This window comes from Niastella yeongjuensis, from assembly GCF_900110245.1.
Taxonomy (GTDB): Bacteria; Bacteroidota; Bacteroidia; order Chitinophagales; family Chitinophagaceae; genus Niastella; species Niastella yeongjuensis.
Genome location: NZ_FOCZ01000002.1, coordinates 36,866 through 54,188, shown reverse-complemented (window position 1 = coordinate 54,188; position 17,323 = coordinate 36,866). Strand labels below are relative to the sequence as shown.

General features: G+C 43.2%; 17 protein-coding genes. 9 read left to right on the top strand and 8 right to left on the bottom strand.

The annotated features are described in order from the left end of the window. Positions 1 to 8: 8 nt before the first annotated feature. The gene (locus BMX95_RS04870; RefSeq protein WP_207631603.1) at positions 9 to 509 is read right to left on the bottom strand and encodes a CAP domain-containing protein; all 501 of its coding nucleotides are present in this window, start codon (positions 507 to 509) and stop codon (positions 9 to 11) included. A gap of 198 nt (positions 510 to 707) precedes the next feature. On the opposite strand from BMX95_RS04870, the gene BMX95_RS04865 reads away from it, so the two are divergent. The 7 genes from BMX95_RS04865 to BMX95_RS04835 all read left to right on the top strand — a co-directional run bounded on the left by BMX95_RS04865 (position 708) and on the right by BMX95_RS04835 (position 6,561). Then, the gene (locus BMX95_RS04865; RefSeq protein WP_081200865.1) at positions 708 to 1,652 is read left to right on the top strand and encodes a hypothetical protein; all 945 of its coding nucleotides are present in this window, start codon (positions 708 to 710) and stop codon (positions 1,650 to 1,652) included. Positions 1,653 to 1,821: 169 nt separating this feature from the next. Then, positions 1,822 to 2,316 (top strand): RNA polymerase sigma factor, encoded by a 495-nt coding sequence (locus tag BMX95_RS04860; RefSeq protein WP_081200864.1) that lies wholly within the window; start codon positions 1,822 to 1,824, stop codon positions 2,314 to 2,316. Then, positions 2,295 to 2,795 (top strand): KH domain-containing protein, encoded by a 501-nt coding sequence (locus tag BMX95_RS04855; protein WP_081200863.1) that lies wholly within the window; start codon positions 2,295 to 2,297, stop codon positions 2,793 to 2,795. The genes BMX95_RS04860 and BMX95_RS04855 overlap by 22 nt, the downstream gene beginning before the upstream one ends. A gap of 1 nt (position 2,796) precedes the next feature. Continuing rightward, positions 2,797 to 3,684 carry a hypothetical protein gene (locus BMX95_RS04850; RefSeq protein ID WP_081200862.1) on the top strand — a complete coding sequence of 296 codons (888 nt, stop codon included), beginning with the start codon at positions 2,797 to 2,799 and terminating at the stop codon, positions 3,682 to 3,684. 7 nt (positions 3,685 to 3,691) lie between these two features. After that, positions 3,692 to 4,432 (top strand): hypothetical protein, encoded by a 741-nt coding sequence (locus tag BMX95_RS04845; RefSeq protein WP_081200861.1) that lies wholly within the window; start codon positions 3,692 to 3,694, stop codon positions 4,430 to 4,432. Positions 4,433 to 4,575: 143 nt separating this feature from the next. Then, positions 4,576 to 5,475, top strand: coding sequence for a FimB/Mfa2 family fimbrial subunit (locus BMX95_RS04840; protein WP_081200860.1), 900 nt, complete (start codon positions 4,576 to 4,578; stop codon positions 5,473 to 5,475). A 126-nt stretch (positions 5,476 to 5,601) separates the two neighbouring features. After that, positions 5,602 to 6,561 carry a homocysteine S-methyltransferase family protein gene (locus tag BMX95_RS04835; RefSeq protein ID WP_081200859.1) on the top strand — a complete coding sequence of 320 codons (960 nt, stop codon included), beginning with the start codon at positions 5,602 to 5,604 and terminating at the stop codon, positions 6,559 to 6,561. Between the two features lie 85 nt (positions 6,562 to 6,646). Here the strand turns inward: BMX95_RS04835 and BMX95_RS04830 are convergent, their stop codons facing one another. From BMX95_RS04830 to BMX95_RS04800, 7 genes are all read right to left on the bottom strand, one after another. Continuing rightward, positions 6,647 to 7,885, bottom strand: coding sequence for an MFS transporter (locus tag BMX95_RS04830; protein ID WP_081200858.1), 1,239 nt, complete (start codon positions 7,883 to 7,885; stop codon positions 6,647 to 6,649). 85 nt (positions 7,886 to 7,970) lie between these two features. Beyond that, positions 7,971 to 8,903, bottom strand: a complete 933-nt coding sequence (locus BMX95_RS04825; protein WP_081200857.1) for a helix-turn-helix domain-containing protein — start codon at positions 8,901 to 8,903, stop codon at positions 7,971 to 7,973. Between the two features lie 93 nt (positions 8,904 to 8,996). After that, positions 8,997 to 10,640 (bottom strand): S41 family peptidase, encoded by a 1,644-nt coding sequence (locus tag BMX95_RS04820; RefSeq protein ID WP_081200856.1) that lies wholly within the window; start codon positions 10,638 to 10,640, stop codon positions 8,997 to 8,999. A gap of 200 nt (positions 10,641 to 10,840) precedes the next feature. Next, complete coding sequence (locus tag BMX95_RS04815; protein WP_081200855.1) at positions 10,841 to 11,695, bottom strand: SDR family oxidoreductase; 855 nt, start codon at positions 11,693 to 11,695, stop codon at positions 10,841 to 10,843. A 365-nt stretch (positions 11,696 to 12,060) separates the two neighbouring features. Next, positions 12,061 to 12,612, bottom strand: a complete 552-nt coding sequence (locus BMX95_RS04810; protein WP_242673138.1) for a Crp/Fnr family transcriptional regulator — start codon at positions 12,610 to 12,612, stop codon at positions 12,061 to 12,063. A 78-nt stretch (positions 12,613 to 12,690) separates the two neighbouring features. Next, positions 12,691 to 13,851 carry an acetyltransferase domain-containing protein gene (locus BMX95_RS04805; RefSeq protein ID WP_081200853.1) on the bottom strand — a complete coding sequence of 387 codons (1,161 nt, stop codon included), beginning with the start codon at positions 13,849 to 13,851 and terminating at the stop codon, positions 12,691 to 12,693. A 131-nt stretch (positions 13,852 to 13,982) separates the two neighbouring features. Beyond that, positions 13,983 to 14,417, bottom strand: coding sequence for a hypothetical protein (locus BMX95_RS04800; protein ID WP_133053935.1), 435 nt, complete (start codon positions 14,415 to 14,417; stop codon positions 13,983 to 13,985). A gap of 183 nt (positions 14,418 to 14,600) precedes the next feature. On the opposite strand from BMX95_RS04800, the gene BMX95_RS04795 reads away from it, so the two are divergent. Then, a complete protein-coding gene (locus BMX95_RS04795; RefSeq protein WP_081200851.1) occupies positions 14,601 to 15,293 on the top strand; it encodes a Crp/Fnr family transcriptional regulator in 693 nt (230 codons plus the stop codon). Next, the gene (locus BMX95_RS04790; protein ID WP_081200850.1) at positions 15,294 to 17,195 is read left to right on the top strand and encodes a chloride channel protein; all 1,902 of its coding nucleotides are present in this window, start codon (positions 15,294 to 15,296) and stop codon (positions 17,193 to 17,195) included. It abuts the gene before it with no gap. Positions 17,196 to 17,323: the final 128 nt, after the last annotated feature.

Below are 17,323 nucleotides of genomic sequence, written 5' to 3'. Positions count from 1 at the left end.
CAAAATAGTTAGTTCATGGCAAATATCTGAGTGAAATATAAAATACCTCTTTTATCGGCTGCAATGCCAATACCGGTTATTTTATAATGTCCTTCGATGTTTTCTCTGTGCACATCACTTTTTAACCAGTGATCAACAACTTCTTTGGCAGAAGTGCTGCCCATGGAAACATTCTCGCCTACTTCTGAGATACCGCTTATGGCTGAAGAGATCCTGTTTGAACGGCCGTCAAAACCATTATGCCCGAAGGAAGTACGGCGCGACGCCATATTCTGGCTGTGCTTTAAAGCTTCTGCATTCATTACATTATTCATTACCAGCGGGGATAATCCCTTTTTACGACGGTACTCGTTAACATATTTAAGCACATCGATGGCCATGCTTGTATAGTCTGTTGGAGCGGCCGACACCGCAGGAACCGGTTTTAAAGGCACAGAAAAGTCAGCCGCACTGGTTTTAATAGCAATACCGGATAAAAAAACAAGAGACAAAGGAAATACATACTTCATACTATTGGGGTTGATGGTTGGGTCTTCTGCTAAATTCGTACCACAAAAAGATAAAAAAAATTAAATATTTCAAACCCGGGTTATCAGGGACTTCGAAAATACTGTTAATAATATTTTAAACAGGGGCCAATATAATAACCGGCATGTTTGCGTGAAAAGCCTAAATTCTTATTTTGGTATTCGTACAAAATAAAATCAATGTTAAAAGGACTAATCACCACAGCCAGGAATTTCTACAGTTGGTTTTGGTCAATCATTATCGCCTTACTTCTCGGATACCTCACCTGGGGCAGCTGGCGTTTGTACAACAACGAAAAAGAATTACAACAGTTCATTAAGGAGGGCCAGCCGGTAAAAGTACAGGTAACTGCCACCGACCGGCAAAACCACGTCTGGTACGATCAGTTCTCTAATAAGGTTTACATTACATTTAATTACAATAACCAATCGTATTCCACCCGCTACATCCAGGATTCAGGATGGGTGTACGTAGGTGATAAATTAACCTTATTGTATCACCCGCAGTATAATGCCTTCCGGCAGGCCACCAAACAGATAAATTTTAAAGACCGGACCAATCGCTCGCTTCTTCTGGATTTCTCTTTTGTAAGTATGTGGAACGATGAACGAAAATGGCTGTTGCTAACCCTGATCCTTGGAACTGCGTTTGTACTTCTGACCATGGGCCTTATTAGCAGCATTGTGCATATCCCTTTGCTGGCCCATGTGGGCCGCCTCATTGTTACCGCAGGGGTACTTTCCTTTGCCCTGTATTTCACTTATAACGGCTGGCAATACCACAGCTACTTCAACAAGATCAAAAATGAAGGGCAACAAAAAACAGTTACCATCATCAGCACCGAATACCAACGGCATTCCAAAAGAAGCGATGCCTGGTGGGTTACTTACGAAGCCTGGGTTCAATTTGATAAAGAACAAAGAATGATCCCCATTGAAGAAGACGATTATGATAAGCTAAAGGCCAATGATCAGCTTCCCGTATTCTACAACCCTTCACTAAATGATATGATGCCGGTGAACTATACCGGCGATAACATGAACATTTGGGTAGCCGTGTTTTTCTGGGCGTTTGCAGCATTTTTTGTCTGGCAGAATTATCTCAAACGAAAAGAAAACAGGTAATTATTAAAGAAGTTTAAGATGCCTTCCCGGCTGAGCCAGGAGGGCATTTTTTATTTACAAACGTCCATGCAGCGTTCCTTTCATCTGTTGCATTATACTATTATAACACAAATCCCGGAATTATTTGGAAGTTAAGGAGCTAATAGCAGCATGCCTTCGACGCGACCGCATGAGCGAAAAGCTCCTGTATGAACGGTATGTAACCGTAATGACCCGGCTATGCCAGCGATACCTGAAAAACGACGCTGAAGTACAGGACGTACTTATTGACGGTTTCATAAAGGTATTCGACAAATTAAAAACGTTTGAATACCGCGGCGAACAAAGCCTGGAGATCTGGATAAGAAAGATCATGATCAACGAATGCCTCATGCGGCTTCGCAAAAGCAATCCGCTGGTATTGATCGATGAAGAAAAACAGGAGGAGCTTGTTCAACCTGCGCACAACGGTCCGGAAGCAAAGGAAATTATTAGACTGATCCATCTTTTACCACCTGGTTATCGCACCATAATAAACCTGTATGTGATAGATGGGTACAGCCATAAGGAAATTTCCCATTTTCTTGGCATTACAGAAAGCGCCTCGCGATCGCAGCTAACACATGCCCGTAATAAATTAAAGGAACTTTTAAAAATCCACGGATGGAATGGAATGATCAACTGATAGAGGAAGCCTTGCGACAAAGCGCCGCCTCACTAGAAAAAAGATATCCGGCCGGGTTGCCACCTGCAACCGCATTATGGACAGCCATCGATACTAAAAGAAAACACAGGCGTGCAATAAGAGTGCAACGATGGAGTGTCGCAGCCACTATAATATTACTTGCAACAGCCATAACATTATGGCCTGGCGCTAAAAAAGAAACCGACCTGTCTTCTTTCCAACATAAAATACGCCCCTTACCCGCTACGGAAAAAGAAGCGATGGCATATATTAAAAGGGTTTGCCGGGGTAATAATATCATTTGTGATTCCCCGGCTTTTAAAGAGTTGCAATCGGACCTGGATGCGTCTTCAACAGCACTTGCAGACATCAACCAGCAACTCAAAATATTCGGGAACGACGAACAATTGATAAGGGCTAAAACAAGAATTGAAAATCATCAGGCACGGATTGTAAAAGCCATGCTGCAAACTTTGTAATATGCATAAACGGGTCAGTGCTTTATTCATACTTGCGTCCGCGATTGTCGGTAATCTGGAAGCCCAGCCAGTTGCGCAAACCGCAAGCAGGTCTTTTACAAAAAACATTTCCTGCACCCCTGCTACTGTATTTGTAGTAAATGCCGAAAAGGCCACCATGATGGTAACCGGCTGGAATAATAATTACATCCAGGTACGCATCAATTACTTTGCCCGTCATCCAGACCTGGCCATTGCAAACCGGGAGTTAGGCTATATGCAATTCGGCATTGCCAATGAAAAAGACTATGTAGCGCTTCAGAATATTTTCAAACTACCAGCGGCAGTAGATCATATTCAAAGTAAACTGGAAATAAAAATGGAACTGATGGTGCCCGTCCGGAACAAACTGCAGCTCACGAATAAATATGGAGAAATAAACCTGGTTCGACTTACCGGAAATATTCAGGTAACCATTTCTTTTGGGGACCTCCGTTTTACCGATGTTGGCGGAAATTTGGTAGCCAATGCCGGCTACAGCGATATCAGGGGCAATTGTATCAATATCGCTTCGCTGAACTGTACAGATGAACAATCAAAGATCTCACTCGACCTCGATGGCGGCGGTCATTATTCCTTTTTTAGCAAACAGGGGGATCTTGACCTAAGCATAAAAAAGATCGGTTCGTTGAATATTAAATCAAACCGGTCTGATGTTACCATCCGTCCGCAAGACCTGGATGGCTGCCGGTACAAACTCATCAGCACTGACGGCACCCTGTACCTGCCTGGAAAATATACAGACAGGTTAATAAAAAAAGGAAATCAAACTTCATTCATTACTACCGGCTCTTTATCGCTGCCGTTACTGGCAGTCAACGCATCATACAATTCTGTAACTATCAAATAAAATACTCATGAAGCAAACAGCTTTGCTGGCAATAAGTTGCCTGCTTGCAGCAACGGGTTTTACACAGGACAGCTCCATTACCGTTTCCAAAAACAAATATATTCAAATGGATGTAGGGCTTGGGTACCTGCACACCAATATGAGTTCAATAAATGCGTCGCTAAAAGGCGCCGGCTTCAAACCCATGAAAGAAGATTATGGTACCCTGTCGGTTTCATTTGGTTATTTTGTAAACAGGTTGTTGTTTCGTACAGATTTTTCCCTGGTGCTGCCCAATCATGTCGATCAGCGTATCGGCAGAAATACCGAATTTAAAGGTTATACTATTGGCGCCGCCATTGGGTATGCCCTGGTGCAGAAACCAAAATTTCGGTTATACCCATACGCAGGCATTACGGCATTTAATACAAAATTGCAGTTCAACGATATTTCAAATGTTTATGACATGAATGAATTGCTGAATACACCCCGCTATAATTCCAGCCTTCAGTTTTCAAATGCAACCCTTGACCTGGGTGTTCAGTTAGAGAAAATATTCACCCTGACCAATAATAAATGGGATTGCCCACAATTCAACAGATATATGACCATGGGAGTAAGGCTCGGGTATAACATTTCACCCGGCGTAAACAAAGCCCGCATCAATGGGCATCAGCCTCAGGATGCGCCCGAATATAATTATGAAGGTCCCTACATAAAGCTGATCATTGGCACCGGTACCAAGATCAGGCAAATGAAATGGCAATAATCGCTATGTGCTAATCATTTCAAACATAAAAAAGGGGGAAACTACTTATTCCAGGTATATTGTTTCGATAAAAGAAAATTATTATCTTTTACGGTCGTTAGATACCGTCAATATTCGTAAAAAAACAATCCCCTAAATTTGTCATGAAAAAAGTAATCCCGTCCCTGTTACTGGCATGCGTGCTGTTTGCCTGTAAAAAAAACACTGCGCCAAATGAATCGCCCGCTTCCGAGTCGAAAATACCCGTAAATTTCAGCCTTACAAATTTCCTGGTTTCACAGGAAGACATGAGTGCAAATGGACGTGTACAGGCCGACCCTTCGCTCTCCGGTTTTAAGAAAATATTCTATATGGCTTTTAAAAGCGATGGCAGTCCGTATAATTACATTGTACAGGATTCTACAGATATTAATTTCGGCAATATTTCGGACTCACTGTTCCCGGGAACTTATACAGTTGCATTGGGTGCATGGAATAGAAAGGGACTTTACAATTCAAATATCACTACTAACCATAGCAGATTGGACAGTGCAGCATTCAATTCCTTCAATGCCAAGCCGACTGGTGATTTTTTTTATAAAAAGTTACAGGTCACCGTAAGTAATGGGATCACCTCACATAACGATGTAACTTTAAATCGCATCGTGGGGCTTTTAAAAGTAGAGCTTAAAGATGCTTTACCTGCCTCAGATACCAGCGGTGCTGTATCTGTAAGCATTTCAGGAGTACCACAAACTTATCTGGTTAACGCTGATATTGCTTCTTATAATTACGGCAATTCCTCTATAGACAGGACCTCTCAAACAACCTGGGAATATTATCTTTTTGGTTCAACCAACCCACTTTCCCTGACAATATACTGGAAAGACAGGCTTACAGGCGCACCTCAATCAAAAACAATCTCAAACGTTGTAGTGAGTGCTAACAAAAAAACAATTGTAACTGGCTATTTATACGGTATCCCCACCAATGTTGCCGGTAGTTTTGTTATGAAAACCAACCAGACCTGGAGTTCCGATTCAACCGTTATAAGTATCAACTAAACCAATATTATATTTATAAAAGGCCCCGGCGGTACCGTCGGGGCCTTTTTGTATTATCACTCAAAAAACATTTGAGGTTGGCTTAAAAAAGGGGTAACTTTTTCCTAACCTATAAACTGACCAAAAATGGAAAACACACAACACCCATCAGCTGTTTTCAGGGAAAAGTATTACCTCACCGATGGCGGTCTGGAAACTACCCTGATATTCAATAAAGGATTTTCACTGAATTCATTTGCCGCTTTTGAGTTGCTGAAAACCGAAGCAGGGAGGAAGGCCTTTGAAGAATACTTCCAACCTTATCAGTCCCTGGCGGAACAATACCAAATGGGATTTGTAATGGAATCCCCCACCTGGCGGGCGAACCCTGATTGGGGTGCCCAATTGGGTTACTCACGCGATGATTTGTTTGCGTTGAACAAACAGTCTATTTATTTCATTCAGGAATTAACCCAGCCTTTTTCACACTCATTGCCGCATATTGTTATAAGCGGAAACATTGGGCCCAGAGGGGATGGCTACAAAGCCGAAAACCGCATGACAGCCGATCAGGCTATGCAATATCACCTGGAACAGATAAAGGCATTTGCAGCGGCCGGGGCAGATATTGTAACTGCAGTAACCATGACTTACAGTGATGAAGCCATCGGCATTATTCAGGCTGCCCAATCGTTGCAAATACCTGTTGTTGCATCCTTCACCGTAGAAACCGATGGCAAACTGCCAGGTGGCGAATTGTTACACCAAGCCATTGAAAAAACAGATCAGGCAACGAATAAGTATGCCGAACATTTTATGATCAACTGTGCACACCCGCAACATTTTCTACCGCAAATGGAGAATGAGGGTGATTGGAAAAACAGGGTGCGGGGCATCAGGGCAAATGCTTCCCTTAAAAGTCATGCAGAACTGGATGAATCTGTAACCTTGGATGCCGGCGATAAATGCCTGCTGGCAGAAGGATATGTTCAGTTATTTCATTTGTTACCGGAATTAAAAGTGATTGGCGGTTGTTGCGGAACAGACCATAGCCATCTGGAAGAAATTTGCAAAACATTAAAAGAACAAGAAATCCTCACCGCATAAAAACAACAAAGCCCTCCCGATGTATCTGGAGGGCTTGTTGTCCTAAACAAACATTATATAAACATTCTTTACTGCTACAATCATCTTACGCCGCAGCAGTTGCCGGACTGCTTTGTGCGTTTTCACTCGATGCCGGTCTTTCGTTTACAATCCATTTCGTTCTTATGATGGTGAACAAAACGCCAACTACTAATACTCCATAACCAATTCCCAAAACGGTTTGATTGGTTATACTTAAGAAATTTACCAGTAATGAACTTAAAATAGAAGTCACTACAGAAAACCCGCCGCCTACCAAACCAGCAGCTTTACCCGCATATTGTGGAAAGCGGATCAAACAATACGACATCAGGTTATTGAATATAAATCCACCTGTGCTGTGTATCAGGAAAACATAGATCAGCAGGGTTGGTAAATTCTGGTAGAATGAAGTGAGGGTGATCAGCACCGCCAACGCTACCAGTTGTAAAATAGAAGCAAACAACAATTTCTTTACAAAAGGTTTTGCAATCAACATTCTTGATAAAGTGCCGCCCACCATTACTGACACCCCTGAGAACAGGGCACAATAACCAGTTACATGCGGATCAAAATGTAAACGTTGTTCTATCAAAAACGGACTGGCCATCCCATACAATAAGATCATGGCGTAAGCAAGTCCCAAAATGATCATGCCGGCGGTAAAATCAGGTGTTTTCACCATTTTGCCATAGGTACTGAGAATGGTACGAACGCTGAACGGCTGGGCTTGTTTTTGTGATTCGCCACCTATTACTACTTCAATTAAAAAGAAAGCTAAACTAAAAATACCCAGGAAGATAAAGTTGGAAGTCCAGCCCCATGTGGTTTGAAAGAAACCCCCGAGGAATGGCGCCACAATTGGTCCTATTGCCCAGATCACAGAGAACAAACTGGTGTATTTCTTTAGTTCTTCTCCTTTATATACATCCACAAAAAATGAGCGTTTCGAGACGACAATTACGGCTACCGTAAAGCCCTGGACGATACGCATGGCGTAGATCACATTCATGCTTTGAGCAAAAGCTATAGCAAAGCTGGCGGCGCTGAATGCCAGCATAGAGATCATGGTAGGCCAGTAACGGCCGTAGCTGTCGAGCAAACCACCCACTATCAACTGGGAAACCCCATAACTAATGATAAATAAGGAAAGGGTAAGCTGAATAGCAGCTGGCGTTGTGTGTAACTGCAGGGCCATATCGGGCAGTGATGGGATGTAAACATCCATTGCAAAGCCGGAAAGCGGGATCAGGCCTAATGCCACATAAGTGTTTGAACGTATCCTTGATTGTGTAATGCTCCTCATGGTTGATATCTTTTAATTGACGATGTAAAAGTAGTCAACCGAAGCGCAAACCCAATTATACGGTTCAAAGAGATGATTATACAAATCAAAGGGCCATCGAAACAGCCATATTGTTTTGCCGGAACTCCATCGGGGTTACCGCAGTAAATTGCTTGAAGTATTTATTGAAATGAGAAGGATACTCAAACCCAAGCGCATAGCCAATTTCAGCCACATTCCAGCTGGTATTGCGCAGCAGTGCCTTGGCCTCGGAAACAAGGCGTTCGTGAATTATGACGCGGGTTGATTTACCGGTGCTTTTTTTAATAACACTATTCAAATGGTTCACATGCACATGCAGCAGATCGGCAAAATGGGCAGGGGTTAACAGTTTTAACGAATTCTCGGGTGAATCAACCGGAAATTGCTGGTTTAGAAGGGAAAAGAAGGAGTTTACCAGCCGGTCGCGCACAACGCCAGACTGTACCGCCTGCTGCTGCTGCAACCGTATTCCTTCATGGATAGCTAATTGCAAAATATTGCGGACCATGTCCCATTTAAACGGGTAATCCGATTCCTGCAGTCTTTTCATCTCTGCAAAGTATCCATTCAACCGGTCCAATTCTTCTTCAGTAAGCATTACCACCGGGAACAGGGTAGCATTGAACAAAGGGCTGGCATACTGCACATCGGGCGACATTTGCCCTTCTATAAACTGTTTATTAAAGATGCAGCTATAGCGACTCATTTTTGTGATTTCAATAGAAGCTGGTACCGACGGATGGGTAAAAATGATACAAGGCTGGCTCAATTGTATCTCCCGGTCATCATATACCAGGGTACCGTTGCCCTTGCCTGAACATATACATATTTTTAAATAATCCCGCCGGTTAAAAGGTGTTTTCCGGCAACAAATGTTTGCCATACGCACATTGAAGTGGCCCGATTCACTCGTAATGGGCAAATGGTCTTTTGTAATGGCAAAGCCCGTTCTGGCATAATAGTCTGACAGACTTTCGGTTGGAATTTTCTTATCCATTGTACTACAGTTGAAACACAAACAAATGTTCGCTTATATAAATCAAAGGTAATAACAAAAGATCAGACGGAATTGTTAAGGCCCCGGTTCTGCCTAATGGGGTGTTTGCGCGTACTTAAGCGCCTGTTCCAGTATGGGATCCCGGCCTTGTAACAGGTATTCCGGACTGGACGGCACCTCCTGATCGAGCGTAACGCCATCGCCCTGTTTAAAACTGCCCTGCGCCCCTTCCACCCCCACACCTGTATAGCTCACTTCTATGGCGCCGGGCAAAGAAAGCCAGGTAATATTGCCGGTTGTACCTGCTGTTTGCCGCCCAATTGTAAATGAATTGGAGCGTTGTTTTAAGGCCATTGCCACCGATTCACTTAAACTTTGTGTTAGTTCATCCACCAAAATGATCAGCGGCCCATTATAGATCAGGGGTTCTTTTTCCTCCGGAATAAAATCCAGTGGTCCTTTTACAAAGGCGCCGGGGTAATAGTCCCAGGCATTTTCTCTTTCCGAGAACGTTGTTTTTGAAGGGAAGAAGTACTTGTATACTTCCGTAGATACTTTATAATTGGGGTAGTCGCGCATTTCCCAGATCACTGCCTTTGCATTATGAATGTCGCTGAATAACCGCCTCAGCGTATCGGCCTCCTTGATGGTACAAAAACGCACATACCAGACCCCTTTTTCCACCTCTTCCCAATAGGGTTTATCTGGTGACCGGGGAATCAGGCTGTTTATTAAATAGTCATTCAACTTAACAGAATCGTTTACGATTTTACCATTTCTTTCCAGGCCTACCTGTACAATTGAATTGTCATTCTGCAACAGGCTCATGGCAATATTGCGATAGCGGGAAGGTCTGTTAGTACCAGTTGTGACCTGTAACAATTCCTTTTCTATTTGCGAAACCGGTTTTCCATTAACGGACACTATTTCGTCGCCCACCCGAAAATCCCATTTTTTTGCAATGCTGTCGTCACTCTCTGCAATCAGGTATTTGTCTTTAACGTGTGCAACACGAAAAGGCGGCATATTATTACTGAAACCCGGCCCTTTTATAAAAGAGTGTGAATCCGGCAATTCATGGATCAGTTGAAGTACAGCCTGTTGATATTGAGTCAAATATCTGGCTTGCATAAACCGCGGGATATAAGCTGTCAACACCGTATCCCACCCGGGAATACGCGCTTTATGCGGATAAAAATAATTGATAGTATTCCAGTAGCGGAATAGGGCCAGCATGCGCACAGAACTTTCGGGACATAGCGGTAAATCATACGCCTTTTCGTCATGAATAATGTGATCAAACCGATATCCATCAAAATAGCGGGTTGCATAGCAGTTGGTATCGGGCACGTGGTATTCATATAACCGCACCAGTTCTCCTTTCAGCCACTTTGAAACAGGGAACTTTCGAATATCTTTTTCTGAGAAGGTAGTTACAATAGAATCTGCATGCCAGTTCACCGGTTTTTCAGCCAGCTTTGCTGCCGGTAAAGAACGGTACCACGCTTCCAGGAGGGAATCAAATTTAGATTTACTTTCTGCGTCTTCTGCCAACGGGATCATACGTAACAATTCATTGTCCCAGTCGGGATTGCCTTTGGCAGCAGCGGGGTGAAAGCATTTTAAAAAACCCCATACTTTACCAAGTGTTGCCAGCTGAGTAACCTGTACGGAAGTTTGTGCCTGACTGTTATACATAAAGGTACAGCACAATACCAGAGAAAATAGCCTTTTCATATGAGTTATCAATAATACGGTTGACACGCTGAACAAAACACATTTGACATGCACAACAAAGCCGTCAGGCACAACCCGTTCTACATTTGTTGTAAACAATCAAATATGTTAACAGCAACAAAAAAACTGGCTGGCAATTTAAAAAACACTTTGGGTATCCGCCTGTGAGCTTGTTAAACAACACAGGCGGATAAATATTTTTAACTATACTTCACTACCCATTTCTTTTTATTAGCCGCCCTGGCCTCTATAAATTCAACGTCAGTACCCTGGGCAATGGCATCGAGCGGATAGCGTAAAGGGCGTGTACCCTTTTTCATATTCACCAATGCAAGTACGCCGTCTGCAATGGTCTGCGGGTCCATGTTGAATTCGGCCATTTTACCAAACAAACCGGCGCCAATGGCATTGAACTTTTTGGTTGCAGCTTCCCCATATTCAGCTACAATGCCTGGTTTATCGGCATGAAAACCCGCCTTGCTGCCATTATTCATTTCTGTAGGATACACACCCGGTTGAATGCTTACGTTTTCGATGCCGTACTCACTTAACTCATCCTGGATGCCTTCTGTTATGGTTTCCACCCCAAACTTTGAAGCCAGGTAGGGCACCATAAATGGCAGCGTATGGCCGCTGGCGCCAGAGGTAAGATTGATTATCAATCCGTTCTTATGTTTCCGCATGGAAGGGAGAACAGCCTGATAAGTGCGTAATACGCCGTAAAAATTTACTTCAAACATATTCCGGATCTGGTCAAGCGAATAGGCTTCTACCAGTCCAAAGCCGGCGACAGCTGCATTATTCACCAGTACATCAATTTGTCCGTGCCGGGTCAATACTTTACTGATCGCATTATTAACCGATGTATCGCTTGTTACATCCATCTCTACTACTTCAACATTGGGAATAGCTGCCAGTTCTTTTGCAGCGGCGGCATTCTTTCCATCAACTCCACGCATGGTCGCTATAACAGTATGACCTTCACCGGCCAGTGTTTTGGTCATCAGTTTGCCAAAACCAGTGCTTGTTCCTGTAATTAATATTGTCTTTGACATTGTTTGTGTTTGTAAGTGTTTAATTATTTACCACACAAAACTACTCCCGTCATCAGGGGGTAACCATTGACAATTGCTACAAAGAATCTTGACAAATATCAAGGGGATCCGGACCAAATCACCTGAGAATTGGAACCCATTAAGATGAGACCAACCAGGAATATAACAGGGACCTGACAGGGGCAAATTCCCTTTCAGGTCCCTGTTATGTCCCTGTGAGGTCCCTGTGATGTCCTTGTCAGGTCTCCATAAAATCATAATCGGACTGGCCAGATTCACCTGGCAGCCTTACCAGACAGCTGTATTTCAAATAATTAGGACAACACACTACAACTCACTGATAATCAACGTATACCGTAAATCCCTCACTCCCGTTTTTGTTTCGAAAGATTGCTTTTTATTCTGCTCAACGTTTCAGGAGTAATTCCGAGGTAGGAAGCTATCATATGGCGTGGTACCCTATTGGCAAGTGCGGGAAAAGTATTAATAAAGTGCAGGTATTTTTCTTCGGCCGTGAGGCTGATGGTGGAATTGATCCTTTCCTGGGAAGCATTGAGGCTTCTGAATAAAATTTGATTTACCAGGTTATTGAATGCAGGGATCTGCCGGCACAACGTTTCAAAATCTTCATTCCGGATCACCAATACCACTGAATCTTCAATGGCATCGATGTTATATTTTGAGGGCGTTTTATTCATCAGGCTGTCCCTGTCGCCCGCCCACCAGTTTTCGATGGAAAACTGAATAACATGTTCTATTCCTTTTGCATCGATACTGTATCTGCGCAAACATCCTTTACAAATAAAAGCATGGTACCGCCATACATCACCTTCCTGCAAAAGGAATTGATGTTTGCGTAATTTTTTTATTATACATACTGATCCAATAACCGCCCAGTCTTCATCGGTCAGAGTCATTTTTTCAGCAAGATATTTTTTGAATACTTCAACCATACCGGCTCATTCAAATATGAGCACCGAAGATACATAGCGCTTTTAAAAATACCGCGGCAACAATTTCCCTTTATTGCGTTCCTTGTATCGTCCATACCATTTGCACAGAGGATACATCGCCATTACAATAGCCATCCATACTATGTAAACGGTCCACAACGGTATTCCGCTGCCCGCTATTGGCCGCCCGAAATTGAAACCAAATACCATGTCAGTGCTTTTGAAGCCTTGCATGAATACCATTACAAAAACAAGCGGGTGAATAAGGTACCAGTGCAACACAAAATAAAACAACGGCACCTTGCCGTATACGCTAATAATTTCTGTCCACTTATTTTGCAAACCTGCTATTGCAGCCGCCACCGGGAACATAACTCCTAAAAACAGCAGGCAGAATTGAAGCGAAGGCGGATACTTGGTAACATTAATAAATGAAAGAAAGGTGAACAAACCATTTTTCTGTTGCGACCAGGGAGCAGGGTCTCCATACAAATTGATGAACCGGAGCAAAATAAACAAACCAATGGCAGCAAAGCCCATCTTTATAAACAGGGATTGCTGTTTCTTTATTTCCAATTCAAAAAAACGACCGCAGACAAACCCAATCAGCATGATTCCCAGCCAGGGGATTGGCGGATAGCCGATAATAAAGAACCGGCCATTGCCCAATGGATACGAGGCGGGTGCAAACAATGGCATCAGCAGTTTTTTGAATAGTGCATTTTCATTGCCGGGCACCAGTGGTGCCAGGTTATGCAGCAACAGAATGCATAACCCAATAATGGCAATTGTTTTGGTTGAGCGTTCAAGCAGCAGGGCCAGCACAATAAATCCAATGCCGATAGTTGCTATTACATTAAAGAAAAGGACGTTAAAATGAATATCGAACCATACACCAAAACCAACCAGCGTAAACTCCAGCACAATCAGCCACAATCCTCTTGTTAGTAAAAATCTCCGGGAGGCCTGAAGATCATTTGTACGCTTCATAGACAGAAAAGCAGATGTACCCGAAAGGAAAACAAAGGTTGGGGCACACAAATGGGTGATCCAGCGTGTAAAAAACAAAAGGGGTGTAGTAGTATTTAAGTCTGTGGGTTGCTGGGTGATACTGGTTGTATGCAACAGGTCTCTGACGTGGTCCAGCGTCATAATGATCATTACAATGCCCCTGAGCACATCAATACTATAGACTCTTTTCATGGATGGTTATCTATAGCCTGAAGTTAAAATTTATTTTCTATAGTGTACAAACCAAACAGGTATTGACTGGTAACCTGTCAATACCTGTTAGTAGATTCTTTAAAAATGAGTTCCTAAAGAAAATATCTTTTTTATAATACGTGTTCTTCAAAACGCTTGCTGTGAAACATCACCGGAATGCCAATAGATGCAGAAATGCTCCAAATAACTATCATCGCAATCAGCAAGTGATGGAACTGTATATTCGCAGCCGGGTCATCTGTGCGCTGAATGCCGTAGGTTTTAACAATACTAAAGATGGTGATCAGCACAAACACAACTATATAAAGAATTTCGCCGCCGCGTTTCAGGTATTTAATGAACCAGTAATAAATGATGCCGATTAACATAAACGCAATATTAACCCCGAAAATGAGCGACGAAACATTGATGATATTAAACATCTGGAACCTGGTCTCATCTCTGAAAATAACATTGTAAATGATGCAGATAAATGTGGCAGAAATGCCTGCAAACACGCCGGTTAACAGGGCTTTTGAGAAATTGGTCAAATACGAAGAATTCATAACCTTCTGTTTATTAATTAAAAATGAAGTATCGGCTGCAACAAACAGGTCGTTTCGGAAGGGGAGACAGAATATTGCCGTTGCAATGTTTTGATGCGCTAAATTATGACATTTTAACAAATAACCTTTCCAGTGCAATATTTTAATATTTCCTTCTATACAAAAAATCATTAATTTTGCGCCATGCCTGACAATTCATGCGACCTGACCAGTTGCTTTTTATGTAAGCATTGTTTATCAGATTGGAAAGAGCTAATTGCTATCAAAAAAAGGACGTTACACCTGAAAAAAGGCACCCTGATCTTTAAAGAAGGCAATCCGGTTGAGGGTATTTATTTTATAACTGCAGGCTCAATAAAAGTGCACAAACAATGGGGTGAACAACGGGAATTAATTGTTCGCTTTGCCAAAGCGGGTGATGTGTTGGGACATCGCGGTTTTGGCGCTACCCAGGTTTTTCCTGTTTCAGCTACCACGTTGGAAGATTCAAAAGTTTGTTATATCCCCTACAGTTTTCTGCAAGCCACATTGCAAACCAATCCTGCATTCACCTATCGCTTATTACAGGAGTATGCTATTGAATTGCAAACTGCCGAAAAACGCATGCGCGACCTTGCCTTAATGGAAGTTAAGAGCAGAATTGCCCAGGCATTGCTGGAAATAGCCAGTCTGTTTGGAACCGACGCAGAACAATACATCAGCATACCTATCAGCCGGCAGGATATTGCCTCTTATGCTGGCACTACTTATGAGACCGTTTTTAAATTATTTACCAATCTCGTAGCAGAAGACATCATTACTTCTACTGGTAAAAGGATAAAAATAAACAACACGATTGCCTTGCAAAAATTGGTAAACGAACCTAACATCGAATAAATGGATCACACAGCTAAACATTCACACAATCGTATCCCCATCTCTGTATCGCTCGACGAAACCATGAGCCTTAACGACATGAACCAGGCACAGGCAGGTAATAAAAAAAGACTTGCCGTAATGTCGGGGTTCGCTGTAGCAGTGGCCGTTTGCATCAGCTTTATTGCAAAGGGACTGGTATACCTGATTAACATCTTCACCAATCTTGCCTTTCATCATACATGGTCAATTGAGCCGGGTAATCCCGGCAGCCACCATTATGGTTTATTCGTGATCATCATTCCAGCCATTGGCGGCCTCATCGTTGGCCTGATGGCCTTATATGGCTCAAAAGCTATACGCGGGCATGGTATTCCTGAAGCCATGGAACAGATCCTGACCAACAATAGTAAGATCAGACCCAGCATCACTTATCTGAAACCATTGTCATCGGCCATCTCCATTGGTACCGGTGGACCTTTTGGTGCAGAAGGGCCGATCATTGCAACGGGTGGAGCATTGGGTTCTACCATCGGACAACTGTTCCGCATAAGCGCCTACGAAAGAAAGATCCTGCTTACTGCCGGCGCCACAGCCGGTATGTCGGCCATCTTTGGCAGCCCGGTTGCCGCCATCTTCCTGGCTATTGAATTATTACTGTTTGAATTTTCGCCCCGTTCTATAATACCTGTAGCGTTAGCCTGTATTACCGGAGCAGCCGGCCATCACCTGTTGTTTGAATCAGGACCTGTATTTCCATCACCTGTACTGGAAGCGCCTTCCAATATGGCGCTGATCACCTACAGCATTATTGGTATAGCAATCGGCTTGCTGGCTGCCGGTGTTACCAAAATTGTATACCTTATTGAAGATGCTTTTGAAAAATTGCCCATCCATTGGGCCTGGTGGCCGGCTATTGGTGGTCTGGCTGTTGGTTTAGTAGGTTATTTTGCTCCATATACATTAGGCGTGGGGTATGAAAATATAACGCACGTATTATCCGGACAAATGACATTACAGCTCATTGTATCGCTGGCGGTGATGAAGTTTATTTCCTGGGCCATTGCACTGGGTAGTGGAACATCAGGAGGTACACTGGCGCCCCTGTTAACTATTGGCGGTGCCACCGGTGCCGCATTGGGAATCGGCGCTATGGCTATTTTCCCCCAGGCAGGCATCAGCGTTTCAATGGCCGCTTTAATTGGTATGTCGGCCATGTTTGCAGGTGCTTCCCGGGCATTGCTTACCTCTATCATTTTTGCCATTGAAACCACTGGTCAGGAAAATGCCTTACTGCCTTTGCTCGCCGGTTGTATTGCAGCCTACATTGTATCGTACTTCTTAATGGAACATACGATCATGACGGAAAAGATCGCCCGTCGTGGCGTTAAAACACCGGATATTTATCAACCCGATGTACTGGAAAAAATTACGGTTGAACAGGTATTGTCCGACGCTACGGTGATCGAAGGACATACCAGCATCAAAGAAGTAAGAAGCTGGCTGGAACAACAGAAAGAACAACAACGTAATTATTATATCGTAGTGAACAATGAAGGCATCTTTAAAGGCATCGTAAGCGCCTCTAATTTGTTCAGCATGCACCACGAGATATCTCAGCCTATTGAAACACTTATAAAAAGAAAGGCTACAGTGATTTCGCCCCGTAATACTTTAAAGGCGGCAGTGCAACTAATGGCTTCAGAAAATGTAGACGTGTTGCCTGTGGTTGACCGCGCCAACAACAGCGTGCTGGGCGTATTATCGTATACAGATGTACTGTCGGGCTACCGGCAAATGGCAGAAGAAGGCCAGGGCACCATCACCATCTCCTTGAAAAGAAGGACTTTAAAAATGCTGGTGCATGGCAAAAAAGGGATGGCGGTTCTGAAACCCACCTCTAAAAAAGAAGCAGACGTATAAAGGCATTCTTCATAACAGCATTAAAAAAGCCCCGGGGAACTAATGAAGCTTCCGGGGCTTTTTTAATAGTTGAATTATCAGTTTAGTGGTCTGAAAGCTTCAGCAGCCACCCATCGCCTTCCCCATGC